Origin of the sequence: Phyllobacterium myrsinacearum, from assembly GCF_002980555.1 — a bacterium.
In the GTDB taxonomy this organism is placed as follows: Bacteria; Pseudomonadota; Alphaproteobacteria; order Rhizobiales; family Rhizobiaceae; genus Phyllobacterium; species Phyllobacterium myrsinacearum.
Genome location: NZ_PVBT01000009.1, coordinates 127,645 through 149,097 on the forward strand (window position 1 = coordinate 127,645; position 21,453 = coordinate 149,097).

Annotated in this window: 21 protein-coding genes and 2 pseudogenes; 5 read left to right on the top strand and 18 right to left on the bottom strand. The window is 54.2% G+C overall.

Annotated features, from left to right (window positions below):
* Window positions 1-252: 252 nt before the first annotated feature.
* Window positions 253-563, bottom strand: a pseudogene (locus C5750_RS24040) (integrase core domain-containing protein); the annotation flags it as partial.
* A 434-nt stretch (window positions 564-997) separates the two neighbouring features.
* Between C5750_RS24040 and C5750_RS24045 the strand changes: the two are divergent.
* Window positions 998-1,426: a transposase gene (locus C5750_RS24045; protein WP_105737573.1), complete on the top strand. Its 429-nt coding sequence runs from the start codon at window positions 998-1,000 to the stop codon at window positions 1,424-1,426.
* 122 nt (window positions 1,427-1,548) lie between these two features.
* Here the strand turns inward: C5750_RS24045 and C5750_RS24050 are convergent, their stop codons facing one another.
* From C5750_RS24050 to C5750_RS24080, 7 genes are all read right to left on the bottom strand, one after another.
* Complete coding sequence (locus C5750_RS24050; RefSeq protein WP_105737575.1) at window positions 1,549-1,851, bottom strand: PAAR domain-containing protein; 303 nt, start codon at window positions 1,849-1,851, stop codon at window positions 1,549-1,551.
* A 140-nt stretch (window positions 1,852-1,991) separates the two neighbouring features.
* Window positions 1,992-2,966, bottom strand: a complete 975-nt coding sequence (locus C5750_RS24055; protein WP_130272844.1) for a hypothetical protein — start codon at window positions 2,964-2,966, stop codon at window positions 1,992-1,994.
* A complete protein-coding gene (locus C5750_RS24060) occupies window positions 2,963-3,604 on the bottom strand; it encodes a hypothetical protein (RefSeq protein ID WP_130272843.1) in 642 nt (213 codons plus the stop codon). The genes C5750_RS24055 and C5750_RS24060 overlap by 4 nt, the downstream gene beginning before the upstream one ends.
* Entirely contained in the window at window positions 3,597-5,705 is a 2,109-nt protein-coding gene (locus C5750_RS24065) for a type VI secretion system Vgr family protein (protein ID WP_105737581.1), read from the bottom strand. The genes C5750_RS24060 and C5750_RS24065 overlap by 8 nt, the downstream gene beginning before the upstream one ends.
* Before the next feature lie 124 nt (window positions 5,706-5,829).
* Entirely contained in the window at window positions 5,830-6,306 is a 477-nt protein-coding gene (locus tag C5750_RS24070) for an Hcp family type VI secretion system effector (RefSeq protein WP_105737518.1), read from the bottom strand.
* A gap of 169 nt (window positions 6,307-6,475) precedes the next feature.
* The gene (locus tag C5750_RS24075; protein WP_105737583.1) at window positions 6,476-7,231 is read right to left on the bottom strand and encodes a LuxR family transcriptional regulator; all 756 of its coding nucleotides are present in this window, start codon (window positions 7,229-7,231) and stop codon (window positions 6,476-6,478) included.
* Window positions 7,232-7,773: 542 nt separating this feature from the next.
* Window positions 7,774-8,508, bottom strand: a complete 735-nt coding sequence (locus C5750_RS24080) for an alpha/beta fold hydrolase (RefSeq protein WP_105737747.1) — start codon at window positions 8,506-8,508, stop codon at window positions 7,774-7,776.
* A 106-nt stretch (window positions 8,509-8,614) separates the two neighbouring features.
* On the opposite strand from C5750_RS24080, the gene C5750_RS24085 reads away from it, so the two are divergent.
* A complete protein-coding gene (locus C5750_RS24085) occupies window positions 8,615-9,505 on the top strand; it encodes a LysR family transcriptional regulator (protein ID WP_105737585.1) in 891 nt (296 codons plus the stop codon).
* A 682-nt stretch (window positions 9,506-10,187) separates the two neighbouring features.
* Here C5750_RS24085 and C5750_RS24090 read toward each other — a convergent pair.
* Together C5750_RS24090 and C5750_RS24095 are read right to left on the bottom strand one after the other, a co-directional pair.
* Entirely contained in the window at window positions 10,188-10,871 is a 684-nt protein-coding gene (locus tag C5750_RS24090) for an O-methyltransferase (protein ID WP_105737749.1), read from the bottom strand.
* 448 nt (window positions 10,872-11,319) lie between these two features.
* Complete coding sequence (locus C5750_RS24095) at window positions 11,320-12,015, bottom strand: NADPH-dependent FMN reductase (protein ID WP_342588483.1); 696 nt, start codon at window positions 12,013-12,015, stop codon at window positions 11,320-11,322.
* Between C5750_RS24095 and C5750_RS24100 the strand changes: the two genes are divergently transcribed.
* On the top strand, window positions 11,957-12,418 hold the full coding sequence (locus C5750_RS24100) for a MarR family winged helix-turn-helix transcriptional regulator (RefSeq protein WP_245421235.1): 462 nt from the start codon (window positions 11,957-11,959) through the stop codon (window positions 12,416-12,418). The two genes, C5750_RS24095 and C5750_RS24100, sit on opposite strands and share 59 nt — an antisense overlap.
* 111 nt (window positions 12,419-12,529) lie before the next feature.
* Here the strand turns inward: C5750_RS24100 and C5750_RS27055 are convergent.
* Window positions 12,530-12,635 (bottom strand): annotated as a pseudogene (locus C5750_RS27055) (transposase); the annotation flags it as partial.
* Between C5750_RS27055 and C5750_RS24105 the strand changes: the two are divergent.
* Window positions 12,634-12,948 carry a hypothetical protein gene (locus tag C5750_RS24105; RefSeq protein ID WP_130502135.1) on the top strand — a complete coding sequence of 105 codons (315 nt, stop codon included), beginning with the start codon at window positions 12,634-12,636 and terminating at the stop codon, window positions 12,946-12,948. The pseudogene C5750_RS27055 and the gene C5750_RS24105 overlap by 2 nt on opposite strands.
* Here the strand turns inward: C5750_RS24105 and C5750_RS24110 are convergent.
* Entirely contained in the window at window positions 12,941-14,416 is a 1,476-nt protein-coding gene (locus C5750_RS24110) for an amidase (protein ID WP_105737593.1), read from the bottom strand. The genes C5750_RS24105 and C5750_RS24110 overlap by 8 nt on opposite strands.
* A 104-nt stretch (window positions 14,417-14,520) precedes the next feature.
* Here C5750_RS24110 and C5750_RS24115 point away from each other — a divergent pair, with 104 nt between their 5' ends.
* On the top strand, window positions 14,521-15,072 hold the full coding sequence (locus tag C5750_RS24115; RefSeq protein WP_105737595.1) for a TetR/AcrR family transcriptional regulator: 552 nt from the start codon (window positions 14,521-14,523) through the stop codon (window positions 15,070-15,072).
* Window positions 15,073-15,661: 589 nt separating this feature from the next.
* On the opposite strand, the gene C5750_RS24120 is transcribed toward C5750_RS24115, so the two are convergent.
* The 6 genes from C5750_RS24120 to C5750_RS24145 form a co-directional block, all read right to left on the bottom strand.
* Window positions 15,662-16,342 carry an ABC transporter permease gene (locus tag C5750_RS24120; RefSeq protein ID WP_105737597.1) on the bottom strand — a complete coding sequence of 227 codons (681 nt, stop codon included), beginning with the start codon at window positions 16,340-16,342 and terminating at the stop codon, window positions 15,662-15,664.
* Between the two features lie 3 nt (window positions 16,343-16,345).
* Window positions 16,346-17,017, bottom strand: a complete 672-nt coding sequence (locus tag C5750_RS24125) for an ABC transporter permease subunit (protein WP_105737600.1) — start codon at window positions 17,015-17,017, stop codon at window positions 16,346-16,348.
* The gene (locus tag C5750_RS24130) at window positions 17,010-18,380 is read right to left on the bottom strand and encodes a M20/M25/M40 family metallo-hydrolase (RefSeq protein WP_105737602.1); all 1,371 of its coding nucleotides are present in this window, start codon (window positions 18,378-18,380) and stop codon (window positions 17,010-17,012) included. Before C5750_RS24130 ends, C5750_RS24125 begins: the two co-directional genes overlap by 8 nt.
* Window positions 18,381-18,426: 46 nt before the next feature.
* Window positions 18,427-19,212, bottom strand: coding sequence for a transporter substrate-binding domain-containing protein (locus tag C5750_RS24135; RefSeq protein WP_105737604.1), 786 nt, complete (start codon window positions 19,210-19,212; stop codon window positions 18,427-18,429).
* Between the two features lie 79 nt (window positions 19,213-19,291).
* On the bottom strand, window positions 19,292-20,425 hold the full coding sequence (locus tag C5750_RS24140) for an aminotransferase (RefSeq protein WP_105737606.1): 1,134 nt from the start codon (window positions 20,423-20,425) through the stop codon (window positions 19,292-19,294).
* A 30-nt stretch (window positions 20,426-20,455) separates the two neighbouring features.
* Entirely contained in the window at window positions 20,456-21,397 is a 942-nt protein-coding gene (locus tag C5750_RS24145; RefSeq protein ID WP_105737608.1) for an ornithine cyclodeaminase family protein, read from the bottom strand.
* Window positions 21,398-21,453 lie beyond the last annotated feature (56 nt).

Here is a 21,453-nt window from a genome sequence, read left to right on the forward strand (position 1 = left end):
CGGCAGTGACCGTAGGCACTGTGAAGGAATTGAGCCCAATGCCATTGCGTTCCGTCAAAAGCTCGATGACCGCCCCACAAATGCTTATGCTCCCCAGATCGGAGCCATGCCGTTGACGCCTTGGCTTGGAGAGACCAAGCCCTCTTGTTTCATCACCCGCTACACAACCTTCTCAAAGATAGTAATGCACTCATTCAAACTCGAGCCAACTGACCCCTTGTTGCAGCCGGCCGCCGTGTTCACAGCCATCGGCCTCAAGAGGTTGTCCTCGGTTAGACCGATTTTGGTGAAGGGTGGCCTTGAGTTTAGACTGCCATGGGGCCTGTGCCAATTGTAGGAGTGCAGCCATTGCGGCAATCGGGCGGCGCGCAAGTCTGAGTTGGGATAGGCAACGGCATATGCCCATTCGTGAAGGGCAGTCTGGATGAAGCGTTCGGCCTTTCCATTGGTCTTGGGTGTATATGGCCGGATTCTGACGTGCTTGAGACCATATCGGCGGCATATGTGCGTGAATGCCTTGGAGGTATTATAGCAAGGCCATTGTCGGTCATGACGCGCTCGACCCAACGGGCAACCACCTTTGGCGTCACCCCATAGGTCCGCCCGCATGGGCTTTGGAATAACGGCTTTCAACAACGTTGCGGGCCATTTCCTCTCGACGCATCGGCGTCAAACAAGCATTCTTGTGAATGTTCATTCGGGGCGATCCTCGTGACTTGAAGTGTTGTAACTCCAGTCTCCTCGATCTGCCTCGAATGGACAACCTGCTGAAAGCTCGCAGCTAGGTATCAGCCAACAGGCAGCGTGACGTAGGGGGCATGCATTGCGTTTGCTGGTTGCTCGCAATGAGCAATTCGCCGGTACGATCGAAATCTACCAATTCTATTTCGGCACCACACCCCGCCTCGATGCAGACCGTCCGCGCTTGGGACGTGGCCGCAAAGGTCAACCTAACACTTTGAAACCACCAGCTCTTGCTGTTGTCTAAAGACCTCAAATGCGCACCACCGGCTCCCGCGCCGGACATGCCCATGCCGCAGTCATCAACAATCTCTCAGAAGCAGAAGCGGACCGGGTCCTCAGTAATACGATAGACCAGAATTCGCATCTGATGAGCGACGCGCGGCAAGGCTTCATTTCCATCGGCACCGCATTCAGTGCCCACGACACTGTCAATCATTCCCAACGCGAGTATGCCCGCGGTCCTGTCCATCCCAACTCTGCGGAAGGGTATAATGACCGGGTGCGTCGTACGATCTCTGGCATGTTTCACCACATCAGACCTCCTCACGCCAACCTCTACCTCAGTGAGATCAGCTTTCGGTGGTCACAACGGGTTGTCGCGACACAGGCTCGGCGCCGCACGCCAAAGGACATGAAACAGTTCGAACGCTTTGGTTACGAATTCCACCGGCGCTACAATTAATGGCGGTGTTTCGCACAGCTGTTGGCAGGTAAATTCGGTCAACCGAAAAACGCCAATAACATTCTTACCTTCAATACCGTCGCTGCCGGCAATCGGCAAAATTCCCCAATGATAGCGTTTGACTAGTCGCCATTGATAAAGACGTTCTTCGAACCAGTGACAACTGTTCCGCCACAGTCTATAGGGTCGCCGATACGCCCAGCCTTCTTGCCGTTGACATAGACATTCGGTGAACCGTCTGCGAGTGTCCTGGAATGCACCGGTTTTGGGCACGTCGGACAGCCGTGGGATTCGAAATGATCGTCAACCCTCAGCACTTTCAGACCATTGATCCAGACATTCGGGCTCCCCTCAATCGCGGGAGTCTCCGGGAAATGGCAGCTATGGCCTGAACCGATATCGGTCTTTCGTGCAGCTTTCGGCATTGTGCTTGTGCATTTCCCCGTTTCGAACACGGAGTATGTCACGCATACGCCGCAGAGGTTTATCGTCGTCGCTTCGATGTATCACATTGTCACAGATGACAGCTGAAGTAGCTTTTGAGAAAACAAATCATGGATACCTCCTAAGGCATGGAACTTCCCGGCTTGCCGTCGATCCGTAGGTGCAACTCATTGTCGGAATACCATCGTCGAATGAGGTTTCCTTTCGCGTCGTGATTGAGGTGCATCTTATTCCAGCCGCTCACATCAGTCGGTTTGGATCCGTATTCGTCGATGAGGTCGATTGGGCCGCCCGAATGCGTGGCGTAATCCCGTGCCCAATACGCGGTCAGGGCCGATCCAAACATGTCACCAGGAAAAGCGACGAGTGCAGACCCTGCAGCCATGGCGATGCGCCGGTTGCCATGTAACTGCCCACTTGCAGACCCGATACGCCGATGCACGACACAAAAGACCGCGCCTGATGAGGAATCCAACAAGAAGCTTTCGGCATTGGGGAAGCCATCGCCCACCATACGCGCAGCAAAGGACAGCGTTTGTTCCGAACGATTAACCATGATGTCAAGCGACATCGCAACGTCAAGGTCCGGAACAATCGTCTCAAATACATCGCGATTGGAGGGACCGGCGGAAAAGGGAACGGGTTGCAACCGTATACCCGGTCCCGGACCCGATCCGGGTCCGACCACGGGTCCAACGACCGGTACGTCAATAGACCCCTCAATCATCTTCCTTTCCGGATTGTTCATGCCAGGCATGGCAAAGTTCTGACCACGATATGTAAGAAAGAGCTGGGCATGTTGATCACCATCTTTGCGATATGGATCTATTTGGCCCTGAACAGTCCCCGTCGGCTGCAATTTTGGATTCTTGTAGTTCTGGTCCCAACCAAAAATCGCATTGCTGCTCGGGTCCGATGTAGTCGGTCCCTTTTCTATTCTTGCAGCCTCAAGATCAATATAATTCTCGTTTTTTATCCGTGATGTAACTCCGGTTTTTAAAGAAAAATCCCTATCATCCCCTTTATAATAAAATCCACCCAGGCCAAAATTTGGCATCGGATGGAAAGACCGTGTGTGAAGTGTGAGCCTGCTCACTTGGAAAGTTCCCTTACGCTGCAGGAAACAACACCTTCAAATGGCGCGCAATTATAACGTTCCTCCAAATATCCAAGCTTCACCTCTGACACGAGGGCACGCGATTTTTCCTCATCGGCATCCGGCCCGATGATGGTGAACACCTGAAACTCAGGAATGAATTTCTCTTCTCGGGTTTTCGGGTGATAGTCATATGTATTGCCCGCCGTCACGAGAATCGATCCCTGCTTTTCCGGTGGAACCCCGCTTTCCAGCGATGGAAGGAAACGAAAATCATAGCTTCCTCCCTTGGGATAATCGAAGCGTACAACACTAACCTGACCGGATGCACGAGCAGAAAGCCGCCTGTCGCGCGCGGTTATCGGCACGCGAATATCCAGCCGCGGATCGGATCGAGCCGGATTGGGCTGATCGAGATGCGGTTTCCATTCATCGGCCGGAATTTCATTGGGAACGACGAAAACAGTTCCCCCCCGATCGAGTAGCGGCCTATCGAGATAAATAGTAACATCTGATTTCATGGAATAGTCTCGTGCTTCTACAATGCAAGCATTGATGAAAAGTGCCAAACAAGCTGCGCCAGCGACCAGGAATGCCGCAGAAATTTTTCGCCCGTTATTGCCCATTCGATTAAGCATTCAGATCAATCCTGCCTGCCTTCATGTTGATATGATCTTTCTCCTCAACGATAAGCTGCGTTCCCTTTAACGTGATCACACCGTCGGGTTTCATGATTATTTCAGATTTACCGCATCTTAGATGAATCTCGCCATGGGCATCGATCATGCGCTTACCGCCGACGACATCACGGTGGTCTCCACCGGCTGAATGAAAACTTGAGCCCCCGACATTTGTCGTCTTACTCACGCCAATCGTGGACATATGAATACCGGTTACTTCCACGCTGTAAGAATTGGTGGTGTTCATGCTTATTGAAGATGACGAGTTAATGCTTAAATGTCCTGAACCCACACGCTCGTTGTTTGTAGCCTCCAAGTGATAAGCGGCAGGAAGCATCCCAAATATCCGATTCTTCAGGATTTCACCAACAATTGCACTACCACCCATCGTCCCAACATTGATCGTATAATTGCGTCCAATATTCTCGGAATGTGATTGCTCTACCTCAAAATGGGACATGGCGCCAATCGAGCTAATGCGATTTGAATCGACCCTCTCGGTCAGGTGATTTTCTACCTTGACCGTCAAATCCCTCTGAGCCCGCAAGAGAACTTCTTCACGACCTCGTTCATCCTCGAAGGACAGTTCGTTGAAACCATCGCCTTTGTGAGTCTGTGTGCGAAACACAGACTTTGTTTTATTCTCAGGCAATTTATACGGCACTTTCGTGCTTGGATTCGGCACGATGCCGGTAACGACGGGCCGATCCGGATCGCCTTCGAGATAGGTGACCATGACCTCCATACCGATACGGGGGATGACCTGCGCACCGAAACCGCCGCCCGCCCATGACTGCATCACACGGATCCAACAGGTATCTGAGCCGTCCTTTCGGGCGCGATTGCGTTGCCAAGGGAACCAGACTTTGATCCTGCCATACTCATCCGGATGGATTTCCTCACCAAGAGGTCCGGCGACGATCGCAACCTGCGAGCCGTCGACCCTCGGCTGCGGCGTTGACCGGTGCGGCGTTGCAGGAAGCCGTGAGGGAAGCGCGATAAAGTTGTTTGAATAATCGAGCGCACCGTCATCGGCGGTCTCGTAGGAATGATCGACGATCCGGTGAACAATCGCTGTGACCACATATTCTTCGAATACGTGGTCGGCATGGGCTATTTCATAAGGCTTGAACTTGCGTCCTGCTGCCAGCGTTCTGACCGTGGACGAGCCTTCAATCTTCTCATGATCCGCTTCGACCGCTTGCATGCGCAGTTTCGACGCCTGTTCGTTGGACGATTGGTCAAGCGCCTTGGCCGGGTAATGGAACAACTCATACTCGGCATTCTTCGGCAGCGACACGAGCGATGGTGTCACCGAGCCCTGGGGTCCCTGCGGCTTTTCAAAGTTCCAGTCACCGCCAGCGCGTTTTCCCGGCGTGAACCGGTAATCTCTGGCAAATTCACTGATGTGGTTTCTGTCAGTCGAGCCCGCCGCAAACCGCACATCGGTTTCCGGGCCTTCCGTATAACCAAAGGGATGACTGGCAACATGAAGTGCATGCTGACCATCCTCATGTTCAAACCAGTAGAACAGCCCGTCTGCCTCCAAGCGGCGGGTAAGATAGGCAAGGTCGGTTTCATTCCACTGGACCGAATAATGCATTGGTGCCGTGGGAGTGATGACACCACCGGTCACGGCAGCCTTGATACCGTGCTCGCTCAGAAGCGTTTCGGCAATCTGCAATGTGGTCATATCCATGAAGATACGGCAATCGGAGCGCTGCGAGAGCAGCCACAATTGTGGACGAATGACTAAGCGATAGGACCGCAGCCCGCGAGAGACAGGCGGCCCTTCCCGAAACCCGGTAATGAGGCCGTTCCACGGGCGGCGCTCGCCATAGGCAATCTCCAGGGATACGTCAGCCATTGTGCCAACGAGCTCTTCCGGTTTGATATCGGTGCGCTTTGATTTGACATCCACGTGGATTTCAAAGAGACCATTGATTTCTTCGTGGATATCAACCTTCTCCGCCAGAAGCACGTCCAACCCAAGCGATGTCGAAATGCGAAGAATACGGTTAGCCTGGATCAACCCCGCGTCAAAGAACTCATATTCCATTCCACATGATACCTTTAATAGAGCTCAATTGTTGCCTTGGAGTGCAAGACGACCGATTGCTTAAACGCTGCGGAGGAAGAGCCAACATTTCTCCTGCTCATTGAGGTCGTCGCGTGAGCCGATTTTACGCCGCGCGCGTTGTGGCGAGATCGTAGGATGCAATCATGGGCGACTGCGGGCTCTGATTGGCATCGTAAGGCGTGTACTTCACTTCCATCTTGGTGAAGTTCAGGCGCAGCGTCTCGATCGGACGGTCGCCGTTGGAATCAACCGAATAATTGGCAATCAACGTGTTGGTCAGCTTGTATTCGATATAGGTCTGGCCGGGATTGCCGGTGGTGACCAGATGAATGGTTGCAAGCTTGCCGGAGCTGCCCGACACGGCTTCCTGAAACAATTTCGTTGAGGAAGAATCGCTCACCTTCGTCAGGACAACTTCACTGATCGTGGGTTCGGAGGCTTCGCGGTTGGCGGCTGAACCGGCGGACGTGCTCATCTTACGCCCCACATTCCAATGAATGGCTTCAATGTCCATCCAGCGCTTGTGCGTCTCCTGCGTCGCATCGCCCTGAATTCCATCAATCTGCAAGTAAATCGGCATTGTCTAGCTCCTTTGCTGCAAAGCCCGACTTAGACTTCAAGGGACTACTTATGACCCAACTGGAGCCGAAAGCAAATTCTCACGAGCTGAGTATGAATCCACGTATCTCCACAATCACAATGATCGATTTGCAGGCGTCAAGGAAATTGTGATGGTTTGCGCCTGCCCGTCAATACGGCGGATTTGACAGATCATTCATCAAAGCAAAGGAACTCAGATCCAGCGCCCTTGATACGGCATGGGTAATGTTAGCGGCCTTGAGTTTCACTCGCGCTCGATCTTGATAAAATCGAACGGTGCGTTCCGACAGTGAGAGAATATCTGCAATCTGTGCCGTGGTTTTACCTTTTGCTGCCCATTTCAGGCATTCGATTTCGCGTGGCGAGAGGTGCACCATTTCGGATTCTAATGTTGCTGACCGCATCAAAAACCAATGGAAATGATGAGCGATCGCATGAAAATCACGTTTGTAGATATTCAAAGCGCCGTCCCACTCCTGATCGGAAGCTTCACCTGAAATAGTGAAAAGTGCCCGTTCCCCAAGTGGGCCTCTGACGGGGAAAGTTAAACCCTGTCTACCAACATTGAAATCCGCAGCCTCTCCAAACAGATTTCTCAGTCTGCTGCTTTTGTGGTCAAGGTCACGCCAATCTATCGGCAGAATCGAGGAAAAGCCGGTTGAAAGAACCGGATCAATTTTGACATAGCGACATTCCTTGTAGTGATCTATCCATTCCTGTGAGTACGTGACCGCCAGGAATGGCTCATCCCCGATGCCTGCCGGGAGATTAACCGCAAAGTAGGCGACGTTCTGCAACCCATACCGTTCCTTGATAAGGTCAAGGACATCGGGGAGTTCTGCCAATGAATCTGCAGTATCGATTTTATCTACCACACTATGAAACATTGTATCGATGCTGCTCATATCTTCAAGGCTCCAACAAGCGACGGTCAATTGTATAACATTGTCTCCAGGAGTGTATTGATTTCACACCTTTTCCAAATTCAAAAGTGGCGAGGGAACAATCGGTTGTACGCGCTGCGAAGGACTCGTAAATCTTCCTGTGAAAATGCCCATCACAGGCGAATCTAGAGCATTTTTGATTGTAGCGTGAATGTCTACAATCCCATGAAAATCCGGTTATGGAGTAGCTATCCAATGTCCGTCTTAAGAGGATTCGAACCGAGAGCCATGCGATTGATAAAAGGCTTTGGCCGACCGATGCCAACCCAATCTCAGTACAAGATTTAGGGCACTGCGACACCTTATGAAGGGTCGCTTAGCACCATCATGACATTATTTCAGGCCTCGATTTTAGACGAGGAAGACCACGTGCAACCCTAGAAACGACACGAAGGTTTCCCGCCGAACAAATGTCGTCGAGAACAAAGCCCGACAAACTCTATGTTCAAGCGAAAACACGAGCGCTATCGAGATAGTCCATCCTATGTCCGAGGAAAGGACAGTTAGTTTACCGACTTCACGGCTTGAAGAATGACGTCTGCTGTTTCTTGCGGGTGAGACATGTAGACCATGTGGCTAGACTTGATGTCTGTCGTTTTAGTTCCTGCCCGCTCGTACGTCCAACGCAGCAACTCTGGAGGAATAACCCGATCCTCGGTCGTTACGATGCCGAATGACGGTTTCTCATGCCACGCCGCCTGGTTGAACCTTTCTTGATACGTCTCCACAGTCATCGGCTTTGAGGATGCGGACATGAAGTCGGTTACATCTTTGGGAAGGTCGGCGGCAATCGTGTCGTGATAGGTCGCCGGGCTGGGAACAAAAGTGTGAGCGTCGAGCATCTCCATGTCGATCTTCATCGGGTACCGCTGCGATAGCTCGGTCAGGTTCTCACCCTTGTCCGGCTCCAGGGCGGCCACATATACCAGCGCTTTTACCACCTCTTCGGTTCCTGCCTCCGTGATCACCGCTCCGCCGTAGCTGTGACCAACGAGCACTGTCGGCCCCTTCTGCTGCTTCAGAATGAGCCGGGTGGCGGTGATGTCGTCTGCCAGACTGGTATGCGGCAGCTGGACGGCGCTCACTTTCAGGCCCTTCGCTCTTAGAATATCGTAAACTGGTCGCCACCCTGATGCGTCCATGGTCGCGCCGTGGACCAGCACGACGTTTGTGGCATCGGCGAAGGCGGGGGTAGCCATTGATGTCCCAATAAGGGCGGCCAGCATAAGTTTGCTCATCGTCATCTCATACCTCTCAATTCAATTTCAGGATTTGGATATAGCGAACTGGTGGCTTATCTATTAGATAGTATATTTTGCATGCCTCTATCGATGAGTTAGATAAATGGATCGCCTCGTGCTTCGTGACCTTGCTGCCTTCGAGACGGTAGCAAGACATCAAAGTTTTACGGCTGCCGCAGCCGAGCTTGGAATTTCGCAGTCGTCTCTCAGCTATGCGGTAAGCCAGCTTGAGCAACGTGTCGGCATAGCGCTGCTTGCCAGGACCACGCGCACCGTCGCGCCGACGGAGGCGGGAAGGCAACTTCTCGGGACGCTTGTGCCATCCCTTCGGGACATCGGCCATGAACTCGCCAACCTGCAGGAGATGCGTTCGACTGTTTCAGGTGCCGTTCGGTTGACGATGGTTTCCATCGCCTACGAGACCATTCTGCGTCCATCGCTCACGTCGTTTCGCGAGAAATATCCGAACGTCTCAATTGAGGTTTCGGTCGACGAGGGGTTCAGCGACGTCGTAGCCCAAGGATTCGATGGAGGTATCAGGTTTGGCAACCTGGTCGATAAGGATATGGTCGCAGTGCCTCTTACACGATCCGCACCTGTTGTGATCGTGGGCTCCCCGGAATATCTCCAAAAACACGGCCCGGTTCCCACGCATCCCGATGATCTCTCGGCGCATATCTGCATCGGATATCGCTTCGTCAGCTCGAAGAGACTCTATCGCTGGCCATTGTCAAAAAAGGGCAAGACTGTCGAGCTCAAGACAAGCAGCCCACTGATTTTCAACGATGGCGAGGCGATACGTTCCGCCGCTGTTGATGGTTTGGGTCTCGCCTACCTTTTTGAGGCTCAGGTTCGCGAGGATATCAAGTCCGGGCGGCTTATCTCCGTCTTGTCAGACTGGCTTCCGGCTCTGCCGGGTTTTAGCCTGTACTATCCCAACCGGACCAGGACATCTCCCGCGTTCAGGGCATTGATCAATCACTTGTGGCCTTGAGCCCGACAACAATCCAGTGAACTGTCTAGACGACCGAGCATTCGGAAGTGATGGGACAGAGGAACATGCAAGACAATACGGAAAGAACTGTGCTTAGCGAGCACACATCTTGCATATCGTGGGGTCGTTTGCCGTATCAGGCTCGGCCCCCGATGTGGCTCATTCCGATGAATGCTTGATGTCCAAAAAACAGCCGTCAATTAACAGCCTTTGCAGATGCCGATTATTCTGGCGATCGCGCCTCTCTTCTCGTGGACTAGTCCTGCAAATCAAGAGAGGTAACCCGCTTTCTCGATCAAGGGGCGCGCTGCCCAGGTCCATTGGGCGCGTTTGTACTCTCATACTGGCCGCTGCTTTCACGGTGGCTTTGCTCCGCCCTCTTCAACGGCGTTAGCAACCGCTCACAATAGGAATCGGGCCAGCCGATATCCCATAAAATATGATCGGGAAGATCATTTACATGCTTCTTTTTGCCCATTGTTTTCCGCAAGTTAACGACTGTGCTGAGCCATCGCTGTACTCTAGCTACCACTGCAAAACTCGTCTTAGTCAGAGCTTTCACCATTTACGTGCGGATACGTCTCGTGACGTATCCGCACACCGTTGTTATTCAATTGTTGATGTTGAACGACCTTCGATCAGGACTGGCCTGCTTCACGAACGGTCGTAAGCAGGCCAATGATTAGGTGCGGATCATATTGATGCCCACCGCGGTTAAGCGAAGAGACAACTCCACGTCTGCAGCGAAAGGCACCGAGAGATAGCCATGTTTAACAGATCGGACCCGCGCGACGTATTCCGGACTTGCGTCCGCATTGTCGGCAATTATGAGCGCGCCAGTCCGCAACCGCCCTTCTAAAAGGGACAGCACGGAAGGATAGAGATTTTTAGCGCCATCCAGAAGTACGAGGTCGATCTGTTCTGGCAGATCGTGCGCGAATGTCTCCAGCGCGTCGCCTTCCCGAATCTCGACCAAGTCGGACAGGCCGGCGGTTTCAATATTCTGACGAGCGCGATTGACCTTCGAAGGCTCAAACTCGCTACCGATCAGGCGGCCGCCCCCATTGTCTCGTAGCGCCGAAGCAAGATGGATGGTCGATATCCCGAAAGATGTCCCGAACTCGATGATAGTACGGGCACCGGTAGCGCGCGCAAGCATATAGAGAAGGACACCGGTTTTGCGGGAGACCGCAAGTGGCTGCTCCTTGAGGCGCTCATAGAAACGCCGATAATCGGCCCGGTCCGCGTTGCGGACTTCGGGCGGGACATCTGCCATCTGCCGATCATAGGCCTCCTCGATAGCATCGGCATCCGCGAAGAGCCGGTCGATCAGGGAGGATATTGCGGATGAGGTAAAGTTTATCATTGCACGCTCCATAAGGTGGATGACCCCGAGACAATCGGCGGTTCTATGCAATGCGCTGAGATATGACGATGTGTGGAGGCGAGAGGGCAAGCAGCCCCTACCCTTGAGGCCCTCGAACCTATTTAATACCAGCACCGCCTTAGCGGTCGTTTCTGGAATGAGCGTCAAATCATCACCTAAGCGCAATTGCAGAGAACCAACTGAGTCGGTCTCAGGCTTGCGCGTTGAGTGACGTTAACGCTTACGGTCGCCAGTGGTGCGACAGCTAGCTCTTAGCATTGCAGATGTCTGGACTGCAAGCGAAAATGGGGATGCTGCCCCTTCTCGTCAATCTGGGGACGCTGCACCTGCCTTTAACAGCTATTGGCCACATGTTGGCTAACCGATAGCGTGTGACTGATATAAATTTGGCCTCCGTCCCTTAACCGATGGACGAGGCTCTCAAAACTTAGGAGTCCTGTAAGAAGCTATCGTCAAGCTCAGCCTCCAGCTCCAGCAAAGCTTGCTTTAGGGAGCCATCCTGATGATGGATGTCCGCAACCATATCCAGCGGTGCGCCCTCAATCGTTGAGCGGGGCAGTGTAATACCAGGCATCGTTGCGATTATGCGCATCTTCAAGCCCTCTGCAACCTGCTTGAGCTGGGCCGCGCACTTGCCGCCACCGTGACCACCATAGGTAACGATGACCAGTGGCTTGTTGCGCCACTCGGAATATAGATGATCGATCGCATTCTTGAGTACGGCAGGATAACCCCAATTATATTGAGGCGCTACGAACACGACTGCGTCGGCACCGGCAATCTTCTCACTCCAAGCCCTCGTGGACACTTGCTGATAGGCACCGGCTGCCGGAATGTCCGGCTCGTCATTCATTGGCAATGGCCAGTCAATCAAATCGACTAGTTCGGAATGGAAGTTGGTTTCGGCACGTGCAATGTCGATCACCCAAGCTGCAATCTGAGGACAAAGCCGGTTAGCTCGGACGCTACCCATGATTACCAGGATGTTTGGTCTGCGCTTCTGTTCTGATGTATATGCGTGTATCATGCACAGAACATAACAACTGCATGGAGGCTTGTAAATCGTGCAAGATACACACAATTCCGATGCGCTGGCTGCAGCCCTTATTGATCTGGTAGGCATCCTGAACAGCCCACGTCAAGATGACGTGCTGTTGAAAGAAGCCGGCGTATCGCTCGACCGGGCGTTGTTTCCATTGCTGGTTCGTATTGGAACAGCTGGCTCTATCGGCGTCGTTGAGCTTGCTGAACAGGTGGGTCGCGATCATTCGACGATCAGTAGGCAACTAGCAAAATTGGAGATGTTGGGACTAGTCGATCGCCAAGCAGCAAGGGTAGATCAGCGTATCAATCAAGCCATCATCACAAAGAACGGCAGTCAGAAGGTGCTTGCTATTGTGCGGGCACGACGAAAGCTGCTTGACGCATTGCTGGCGGACTGGAGTTCAGACGAACGCAAAGCCATTGCACATCTTAACCGGAAGCTTGCCGATGCAATGAAGGCTGCGAGGAGCGCTAAAGCCTAGAGAGAAAAGATCCTGCCTGCGGCCCGCAAAATCACCTCTTCGGTAACGTCTATACGTGTTGATCTCCACGCGGAACTGAGCCACCACCGCACTCAGCCAACATCAACAGCATACCTCCTTGTTGAGACGTTCCAAATGGGATCGTGATGTGCAGTTTGGCGCGCTGTTGTGCTGGGAACGTCATGTAGGCAAGCACATCCTGTTCCGACTCATCCATGAAATCTCCAACCGCAGCATCTGGCACGGGTGAAGCCCACGGCGTTCAAAGAAAGAAACGCTCGGGAGCAATGCTGTTGGGCATCAGCGGTCTTAAAGGGGAGACTATTTCCGGCCTGCCAACGAGCAAAACATCGATTGCCAGACGCTTGCTCGCTCTTGATCAGCACATTGCAATTGCGTGGGACGACCTTATGATTGAATCTACACAAAAGGGATTGAATAAGCCGTCGGTAGAATGCAACGGCGTGTCAGATATTATCGCGCAACACCACTTCGGTACTCACTCAATGGCTTTCTGGCCGATTATGTAAGACCAACTTCTGCACCCAATCTGCCAGCCCATACCGATGGTTGTCGTCCGATCCAAGGCAAAGCGCGCTCCAGCTGACCCGCGAGGCTAAAAAGCAGAGCCTCTTGACCAAAGCCTGCGGTAAATTGCGACCCCACGGGCATACCGATTGCTGCATCAACAGATAAGGGCACGGACATCGCAGGTATACCGGCAACATTTGCTGCAGCGGTGAAGGGTGAATAACTGAACACCCGCTCCACCCACTCCAGGCCATCCAGGTGGTCTTGGCCGTTGTTGTATTCGCCAATAAGAGGCGGCAGGTTAGGCAAGGTTGGGGTTAACAGCACGTCATATTGGTCAAAAAAGGCTCCGAGGGAGCGCGTCACACTGTTTCTTGTATCAAGCGCCTCGAGCAGATTGAGGCCACTTACTTTTTGTCCATAGGCATAAACGGCAGATGTTGCCGGCTCAAGTACGTCACGGTCAGGCTTTCTGCCGGTCAATCTCGCCACCAAATCGATCCAGGCAGCAGTATTTACCCCCCAGAACTGAGCATTGGCATGAACGAAAGCTTCCCACGAAACTCCGAGATCAAGTTGAACCTCCTCCACGTCGTGACCGAGATTCTCACAAAGCCTCGCAATTAGGCAAAGCTGATCTGCCACTGCAGGCGACGTTTGTGTGCCGTTGATCGGATGAAGCATAAACCCAACCCTGAGCGGTTGCGGATCGGCGTCCAACGCTGAAAGGAAGGTGTTTTCTGGCGATGGAATATAATACGGCTCACCCGTACCACCTCCATGAACGGCATCCAGAAGCGCTGCGCTGTCTCTGACTGTCCTACTGATACCGAACTGTACCGCCAGCCCGCTCCAAACCTCGTCAACAAAAGGACCGTTGGAAACCCTTCCCCGGGTCGGCTTCAAACCGAATAAACCATTTACTGCAGCAGGCACACGAATACTGCCACCGCCATCAGTCGCATGGGCAAAAGGAACAATTCCAGCCGCTACCGCAGCTCCGGAACCTCCACTTGAACCGCCCGCACTTCGGCTGGTGTTCCACGGATTTCGCGTCGGGCCAGTGGCAATACTCTCAGTGGTCGTGCTGATCGCAAACTCCGGTGTGGTCGTTCGTCCGATCGGTATCAGCCCACTTTGCCGAAACCGCTTCATCAGGTTCGAATCCGCCGGTGCAGCCATGCCGGCGGCGATACGGCTGCCAAGCTCACTCGCGCGCCCGGCTCGCGTTGCTCCTAGATCCTTGATCAAAAACGGCACATTCGAAAAGGCTGCGTTTGTTGCCAGCTCAGATTGCGGCATGATCACCTCGTCCGGCCAAATCCCTACAACAGCATTTAAGTCTGGATTGACTAAGTTATACGCCTCCAAAGCCGCAGCCATAACTTCATGCGCTGCCACATCCCGATTTTCAATCAGCTTCGCAAGCCCCAGAGCGTCCTGGACGGCATAGTCGTGCAGATTCATGCTTGCTTCCTCTTTTCAATGAACTACATTCGCAGAATGATACTGTGCAGTATCAATGATACTAAGAAGTATCATTGTCAAGATTGATTGTTTGAGAGGATCAGATGTCTTCGCTGAAAGAACGCATTACCGCCGCCGCTTACAAACTGTTTGATGAGAATGGCATCCAGCATGTGACAATGGACGCCATCGCAGTTGAGGCGAAGACGACAAAAATGGGCATCTATAGGCATTTTGATTCACGCGATGCCCTCATCCAGGATTGGTTGACGGCAACCATTGATCGCTATCGCCATGCGCTGGACGAAATTGAACGAGTACACCACGATGACCCACGCGCGCAGCTTATGGCATTGGCCGAGTTTATTTCACGGGGTTTGAGGACAATATCCCACCGGGGCTGCCCGTTTGTGAATACAATCGCCGAGATCGAAGACAGAGAAAGCCCTCTGCGCCAGCAAATCGAGGCGCACAAGACCGCACAGGCCGGGCGCGTCTTACAGATGTGCCGCAAAGCCCACATTCCAAATCCGCAGCTCACGACTGCGGAGATCACATTTCTGTTCGAAGGCGCTCAGGTTTCTGCTCAAAACGGGAGTATTCAACACATCGAACGCCACATCATGACGATTATGCGCAAAATCCTGGAACGATAAAATGTGCGCGCGCAGGCCACCCCACGTATCATTCGGACTGCTGATAGGCGATTTTCCGCATGAGTGATGCTGAGATGCACGATAGTGTGTATCACCCGCGGACCTTTCAGGTTTTTACTGCATAACGCATCCGACCTCGCCGCAAGCCGCGGGATTGGCAAGCACCTTCATTAGATCCTAGCGCGACCGACGCAGGGTAGTGCAATAGACTCTGCTATGTGCCCTCCAAAATATCCGCTTCTGCAACACCTCTCTCTGACGCCTCTAGCGGCGGTGAACTAAGCAACATGTATATCACTGTAGAAGCGTGAGGCATCAGGAACTGGCGGTCCAAACATAGCCTCAATGCGAACCTCGCCAGATTGCCGCAACCCTCAGATCAGGACGAGGCGATGCGGCCTGGCCGTGCTGCCCAAAGAGTTAGATACCGTGCATCCAAGAGACTCAGCGAGGAAAGGGATGGTCAGGCGTGATGGCACGGTCGAGCAGGATCAACCGCCCCAATCTCCGGTAGCATTTGGGCCGCCTTGCCAAATATTCCTTTTTAGCAGATGTTCAGCAACCAGCCGGGTGTGGCGCCCAACCAGACTTAACGCCCCGGGATAGCGACTTTTATCTCGATAAAGCGGAAGATCCTTCCAAAGACTGCGCCCATAACCAGGTAAATAGTGCCGGCGATGAGGAAGGTTTCAAAAGGTGCGTAGGAGCGGGCGACGAAGACGCGAGCTGCACCAGTCATTTCGAGCACCGTTACCGCACTTGCGAGCGTCGAGCCCTTCATCACCAGAACGAGTTCGTTTCCGATCGCAGGAAGAACCGAGCGATAGGCTTGGGGAAGGATGATTTTCAACAACAAGGCGGTCCTATGCAGGCCCAGCGCCCGTCCAGCTTCCCACTGCCCGGTCGGAAGTTGCCTGATCCCGCCCGCCAGAAGTTCCGCAGCGTAGGCGGCCGAGTTCAGACCGATAGCCAGAATTGCGCAGTAGACCGGACTGCGAAGCACAGGCCAAAGAAAACTGTTCCTTACAAGTTCGATTTGCCCGAGACCGTAATAGATTATAAACAGTTGTACCAGCAGCGGACTTCCGCGAATGAGAAAGGTATAGGTTGAAACGGGCACTCGGATTGCCTGCCGGGTCGACGTCAGGCCGAGTGCCAACGGCAACGCGAGAATCTGTCCCAGCGCAAAGCTGGCGATCGTGATCGCCACGGTCAGCAAGAATCCGTTCTTGACTGCGAGAAAGGCCGGAAGAAAAAGGTCTAATGACATACGTCACCTCATATGCGGTATGAGGCGCGCTTCGTAAGCCTTCAGAAGAAGGGTCGAGACGCCGGTGACCATTATGTAAAGCGCTGCTGCTGTGAGGTAGAACGCTAAAGGCTGATGAGTTGCCCCGGCCCCCACGACAGACTTGCGCATGAGTTCTTCAAGGCCGACGACGGAAACAAGCGCACTCTCCTTCAGCACGACGAGCCACTGGTTCCCAAGCCCCGGCAAAGCACGCAACATCATTTGCGGCAGAATGATCATCAAAAACGCACGCGGGCGGCGAAAGCCGAGAGACAACGCGCCTTCCCATTGCCCGTGCGCGACGCTCAAAAGCGCACCGCGCAGAATTTCGGTCAGGTAAGCTGCGGCAACGATCGAGAGCGAGGCGATGCCCGCAGTCAATGCATTGACCTCGATGTAGCGGCCTGCAATTTTGGTCATGAAAACCGTGCCGCCGTAGAAGATCAGGAATATCACCAGAAGCTCCGGCAAACCGCGTATAAGGGCGACATATCCCATGATTGCGCGGCGTAAGAACGGCCCACCGTAGACCGCCAGAGGTGCAAGGACAGCCGCGATCAAAAATCCGATTACAAAGCTTGCTATGGCGACTGCCAATGTCATCCCAAGTCCATGAAGGAGCTGGTCCCGGTATTGATAGACCGCCTCAAACATCGCGTGATCCCTCCGTTGATAGGCGAAAGCGATCGCTCAGGCTTGCGAAAAACTGCTCCGAAAACCAGATCATGTTTTCAAGATGAGAGACGAGAATGTTTTCGTCCGGGGAGTGAAGCATTGCGCCGTGATGTGTCAGGCCTGCCCCAAATAGTGTGCAACCGAACTTGTTAACGAACGGATGGGCGAGACCCGATGCTGCAGAGCTTGGTTGGATGATGGCCGGGCGTCCGAACGCTTGCAGCAAAAGGTCCACCCCTAAGTCGATTGCGAAATGCAAGGAGGAGCTTCGGACGCCAAGGACTTCCGCATCGAGGATTTTGAGCGAAATATCGTCGAACCCGTTCAAGTCGAGATGCTGTCTCAACAATTCGGCGACCAGTAAAGGGTGCTGGCCTGGCGCAAGTCGGAAGTCCAGCTTAGCAACGCCCTCACACGGGAGCACTGTTTTTGAACCCTCCCCGCCGTAGCCGCCGTGGAAGCTGTTGACGTTTACGCATGGCTCGAAATTGATGTGCTCGTAGAATGTATCGGCATCGACGCCTGCGAGTAGACGTTCGCCGCCCGTTTCCTGCTGAAGGTCGACAAGCGGGAATGGTGGAACCGCCGCCAACTGCTTACTGCGGTCATCTGGTTCGACAACGTCGTCGTAGAAGCCCTTGATCAGAACACGTCCCTTATCGTCTCGAAGTGAGGATACGGCAGTTGCCAGACGCCAAAGAGGGTTGTCAAAGATCGCCCCGAGGCTCGAATGAAGGTCAGCCTTTGCGGTTCGACAACCGAGTTCGATCGCGAGAATGCCCTTGAATCCCATGAGAATAATCGGGCGTCCAGTCTTGTCGACCTCGCCGAACTCCCACCAGCAGAGATCGGCCGTGGTTTCGGGAAACCTGCGTTCGAGGAAACGCGCGAGCGAGGGGCTGCCAATTTCTTCTTCTCCGTCGACGATCCAGATGATTTTAAATGGAAGAGGTTCGACACATGACTTCCTAAAGGCACGCCAGCCTGCAAGACGGCTGACGAACTCGCCTTTGTCGTCGGCCGATCCGCGCCCATAGAGACGACCATCCCGCTCAGATAGAACGAACGGCGGTTCGGTCCAAAGATCGACCGGGTCCTCGGGCTGCACATCATAGTGGTTGTAGATAACCAGGGTGAACGGTCCCTCTCCCGTTTCGCCGACAACGAACGGTCCGACGTCACCGGGGTATTGGCCGGTATCGAAGCCCGCCCCAGAGAGAAGGTCTTCAACCTTGTCCGCGCAGGCTTCCAGGTCTTCAGCTCGAGCGCTGACGGATCGGATCGAAACGAGGTCTGCGAGATCTTGCTTGGCCGCGGCGAGGATTTCTGCTGCAATTTGCATGTGCACTCCTGAAGAAGGGAGGCGGCGTGCCGCCTCCCTTAAGACGTCACTTCTTGGACACATCGTAGCCGAAATATTTCTCGGCAATCGTTTTGATGGTTCCGTCCTTGAGCATGGCTTCTACCGCAGCGTCGATCTTTCCCTTGAGTTCGGCCTTGCCCTTAGTCATTGCGACCCCCTGGCCTTTTCCGAACTCAGCAAAGTCGGCGCCCGTCAGCAACGGTCCAGCGTAGACGAGCTTGTCAGCGCCACGATCCTTTACGAGAGGCGCCCAAGCGGAGCGCTCCATAAGACCCGCTTCGATGCGGCCGGCAATAAGGTCGTCGGCGATCTGGTCAGGGCGCTCGTATGTGCGAACGTCCGCCTCCGGGAAATGCGCACGGATAACCTGCTCGTGTGTGGTTCCGCTCTGCACACCGATGGCGGCAGTCGCGAGCGCCTTAGGCAGATCAGCAGGCGTTTTGGCGGACGCAGCTTTGTTGCCGGGAGCGACGACGATCGAGTTCGGGGCATCGGCATAGGCCACTGAGAAGTCGACCTTCTGAGATCGCTCGTCGTTGATCGAGACACCTGAAATGACGACGTCGAACTTGCCGACCTGCAATCCCGGAAGAAGACCGTCATAGGCTTGGTTCTGCCATGCGCATGTCGCAGCGATGCGCTTGCAAATCTCGTCGCCGACATCCTTGTCAAAGCCGACAATGTTTCCAGCACCGTCCACGGATTCCCAGGGTGGGTAATCAGCGCTTGTGCCAATGCGGAGGTCGTCCGCCGATGCGGCGCTAGCCAGAAGAGCGGCACCAAGAGAGAGAATGACTGTCAATCGTTTCATGAATATTCCCCTTTTGTTAGAAACGAACTTCTCCTGCCGCCCTGGGAGAGGGCGGTTGGAATTCTTGAATGGTTGAGGATCAAGCGGCCAATGAAGCGGCCTCCCTAAGGAACGCCGACACGCGTTTCAGGCCTTCGCGCAAAACAGCTTCGCCGTTCGTGTAGCCGATACGAAGGTACCCCTCCATATCCATCGCACTGCCTGGCGTAAACATGACCCCGGTCTTTTTCAGAAGGCGGATACAAAACTCTTCCGAGGAAATTGGCAGGTCGTATTTCAGGAGTGCGGTCGTGCCGGACTTCGGCTTGATCCACGAGATCAGCGGCTCAGCATCCACCCACTCCGACAGGATCGCAAGGTTTGTACGGGTAATCTCGTGGCTGCGCTTAAGGATCTTGTGCTTATTCTCCAATGCGATCGCAGCGAAATGATCGTCGAGCATGCCGACCGAGATCGTGTTGTAATCTCGGTGAACAGAGACCGCATGGATCAGTTCCACGGGGCCGGCGATCCAGCCGAGGCGAAGGCCGGCCAGCGAGTACGTCTTCGACATCGAGCCAGTGCTAATGCCTTTCTCGTAGAGGTCGGCGATGGATGCTGTCATGCCAAGTTCGCCCTCCTGGTCCGTGCCACGATAGACTTCATCGCAGAGTATCCATGCGCCGCAATCCCGAGCGATCTCGACGATCTTCTCGAGATAGGCGCGGTCCATCAAGGAGCCGGTCGGGTTGTTTGGGTTATTGATGGCGATCAGCTTGGTGCCGGGTGTCGCCATCGTCTTCAGTTCCTCGAGATCCGGCAGGAAGCGGGTCTTCTCGGTGAGCTTCAGGATTTGCGTGTCAGCGCCGATGCTCTCCGGTATCGAGTAGTGCTGCTGGTATGTCGGCAGAACGGAAACCACGCGGTCGCCCCGCTCCACCAGCGTCTGGTGAACAAGAGCGTTCGCGCCAATCGCACCGTGGGTGGTAACGACATTCTCCATCTTCTGCTTTTCGTACAGGTCGGCCACGAGGTTGCGAAGGCGGACGCTGCCCTCGATTTCGCCGTATGTCAGCTTCAGTGGATGAAGCTGCTGCGCGATGTCGTTGATACCCGCCATATCAAGCAGTTCGGCAACGGTCAGCGATTCAACGCAGGTTTCGGCGAGGTTGAGCTCGCACTGCGTCTCATATTTGTTCATCCAGATTTCGACGCCGAATTTGCGGATCTTCATGGCATTGTCCTCGTGTTTTCTGGTTCTTGTTCAGGCGCGTGCGGCAGCGAGCAGCGCGACGGCAGCGGCGATGTCTTCGAGGCCGAGGCCAATCGAACGGAAGAAAGCCGGACGCTCCCGGCTTGGCGCAGTCGCACGGCCGGAAAGCAGTTCGGGAAGGTCTCCCCGGATCGATTCCGCACTCCAGCTCCCTGCAGCCGCAGCAAGCTTCATCTCACCGGCCGATGCAGGCGTCGTCGCCCGATAGTCGCAATAGACGTCGAAGTCCTGGAGAGCGGCCGGGTCGACTTCGTGTGCGTTGGCGACGTTCGTGCTGATCGAGGTGACGACAGCAGCCTTCGACAATGACGTGGCGTTGATCACCGGTTTGCCGGAGGACGTGCACAAGAGCACGACGTCAGCACCGCGCACCGCCTCGTCGACGTTTGCGTATTTCGTGATGGTGACGCCGTTCGTGGTCTTCTTAGGAATGCCGGTATGGCCGGCGATGTTCGGCGACGCTATCCTGACTTCCTTCCAGTCACGGATTCCTTCGGCATAGCCGAGATGCGCGAGCGCGATCGGGCCGGAACCTACGATCGTCAGCACAGAAGCATGCTTGGGCGCGAGAGCGTCAGCAGCGACGATGGAAGTCGCGGCCGTACGTTCGGTGGTGAGCTTCTTGGAATCGCACAGCAGGACCGGCGCGCCTGTTTCCATTGACATCAGCAGAGTCCAGGCCGTAACCAGCGCCTTTCCCTCGCCCGCAATGTAAGGGGAGAGCTTGACACCGAACACCTTTTCCTTGGCAAAGACGCCCAGGTACGTAATGAAGTCGCCGGTATCGTCTGGGAAGACGCTCAGAGTCTGAGGCGGCTGTACGGCCTGCCCGTCGGCAAGTGCGCGAAACATGCACTCAAGCGCACCACGGATGTCGACCTTGGGAAGGAGCGCCGTGATCTGGGTTTCATCGAGTACGATCTGTTGCGTCATAAGAAGCCTCACCTTTAACCATCCGGACAGCAGTGGACATGCGTCTCCATCCGCGC

What these genes read in the sequence shown, in the direction of transcription:
- C5750_RS24045 (WP_105737573.1), top strand. Translation starts at nt 998, where the DNA reads ATGCGCACCACCGGCTCCCGCGCCGGACATGCCCATGCCGCAGTCATC.
- C5750_RS24050 (WP_105737575.1), bottom strand. Translation starts at nt 1,851, where the DNA reads ATGCCGAAAGCTGCACGAAAGACCGATATCGGTTCAGGCCATAGCTGC.
- C5750_RS24060 (WP_130272843.1), bottom strand. Translation starts at nt 3,604, where the DNA reads ATGCTTAATCGAATGGGCAATAACGGGCGAAAAATTTCTGCGGCATTC.
- C5750_RS24065 (WP_105737581.1), bottom strand. Translation starts at nt 5,705, where the DNA reads ATGGAATATGAGTTCTTTGACGCGGGGTTGATCCAGGCTAACCGTATT.
- C5750_RS24070 (WP_105737518.1), bottom strand. Translation starts at nt 6,306, where the DNA reads ATGCCGATTTACTTGCAGATTGATGGAATTCAGGGCGATGCGACGCAG.
- C5750_RS24075 (WP_105737583.1), bottom strand. Translation starts at nt 7,231, where the DNA reads ATGAGCAGCATCGATACAATGTTTCATAGTGTGGTAGATAAAATCGAT.
- C5750_RS24080 (WP_105737747.1), bottom strand. Translation starts at nt 8,508, where the DNA reads ATGAGCAAACTTATGCTGGCCGCCCTTATTGGGACATCAATGGCTACC.
- C5750_RS24085 (WP_105737585.1), top strand. Translation starts at nt 8,615, where the DNA reads ATGGATCGCCTCGTGCTTCGTGACCTTGCTGCCTTCGAGACGGTAGCA.
- C5750_RS24090 (WP_105737749.1), bottom strand. Translation starts at nt 10,871, where the DNA reads ATGATAAACTTTACCTCATCCGCAATATCCTCCCTGATCGACCGGCTC.
- C5750_RS24095 (WP_342588483.1), bottom strand. Translation starts at nt 12,015, where the DNA reads ATGCCTACCAGATCAATAAGGGCTGCAGCCAGCGCATCGGAATTGTGT.
- C5750_RS24105 (WP_130502135.1), top strand. Translation starts at nt 12,634, where the DNA reads ATGAAATCTCCAACCGCAGCATCTGGCACGGGTGAAGCCCACGGCGTT.
- C5750_RS24110 (WP_105737593.1), bottom strand. Translation starts at nt 14,416, where the DNA reads ATGAATCTGCACGACTATGCCGTCCAGGACGCTCTGGGGCTTGCGAAG.
- C5750_RS24115 (WP_105737595.1), top strand. Translation starts at nt 14,521, where the DNA reads ATGTCTTCGCTGAAAGAACGCATTACCGCCGCCGCTTACAAACTGTTT.
- C5750_RS24120 (WP_105737597.1), bottom strand. Translation starts at nt 16,342, where the DNA reads ATGTCATTAGACCTTTTTCTTCCGGCCTTTCTCGCAGTCAAGAACGGA.
- C5750_RS24125 (WP_105737600.1), bottom strand. Translation starts at nt 17,017, where the DNA reads ATGTTTGAGGCGGTCTATCAATACCGGGACCAGCTCCTTCATGGACTT.
- C5750_RS24130 (WP_105737602.1), bottom strand. Translation starts at nt 18,380, where the DNA reads ATGCAAATTGCAGCAGAAATCCTCGCCGCGGCCAAGCAAGATCTCGCA.
- C5750_RS24135 (WP_105737604.1), bottom strand. Translation starts at nt 19,212, where the DNA reads ATGAAACGATTGACAGTCATTCTCTCTCTTGGTGCCGCTCTTCTGGCT.
- C5750_RS24140 (WP_105737606.1), bottom strand. Translation starts at nt 20,425, where the DNA reads ATGAAGATCCGCAAATTCGGCGTCGAAATCTGGATGAACAAATATGAG.
- C5750_RS24145 (WP_105737608.1), bottom strand. Translation starts at nt 21,397, where the DNA reads ATGACGCAACAGATCGTACTCGATGAAACCCAGATCACGGCGCTCCTT.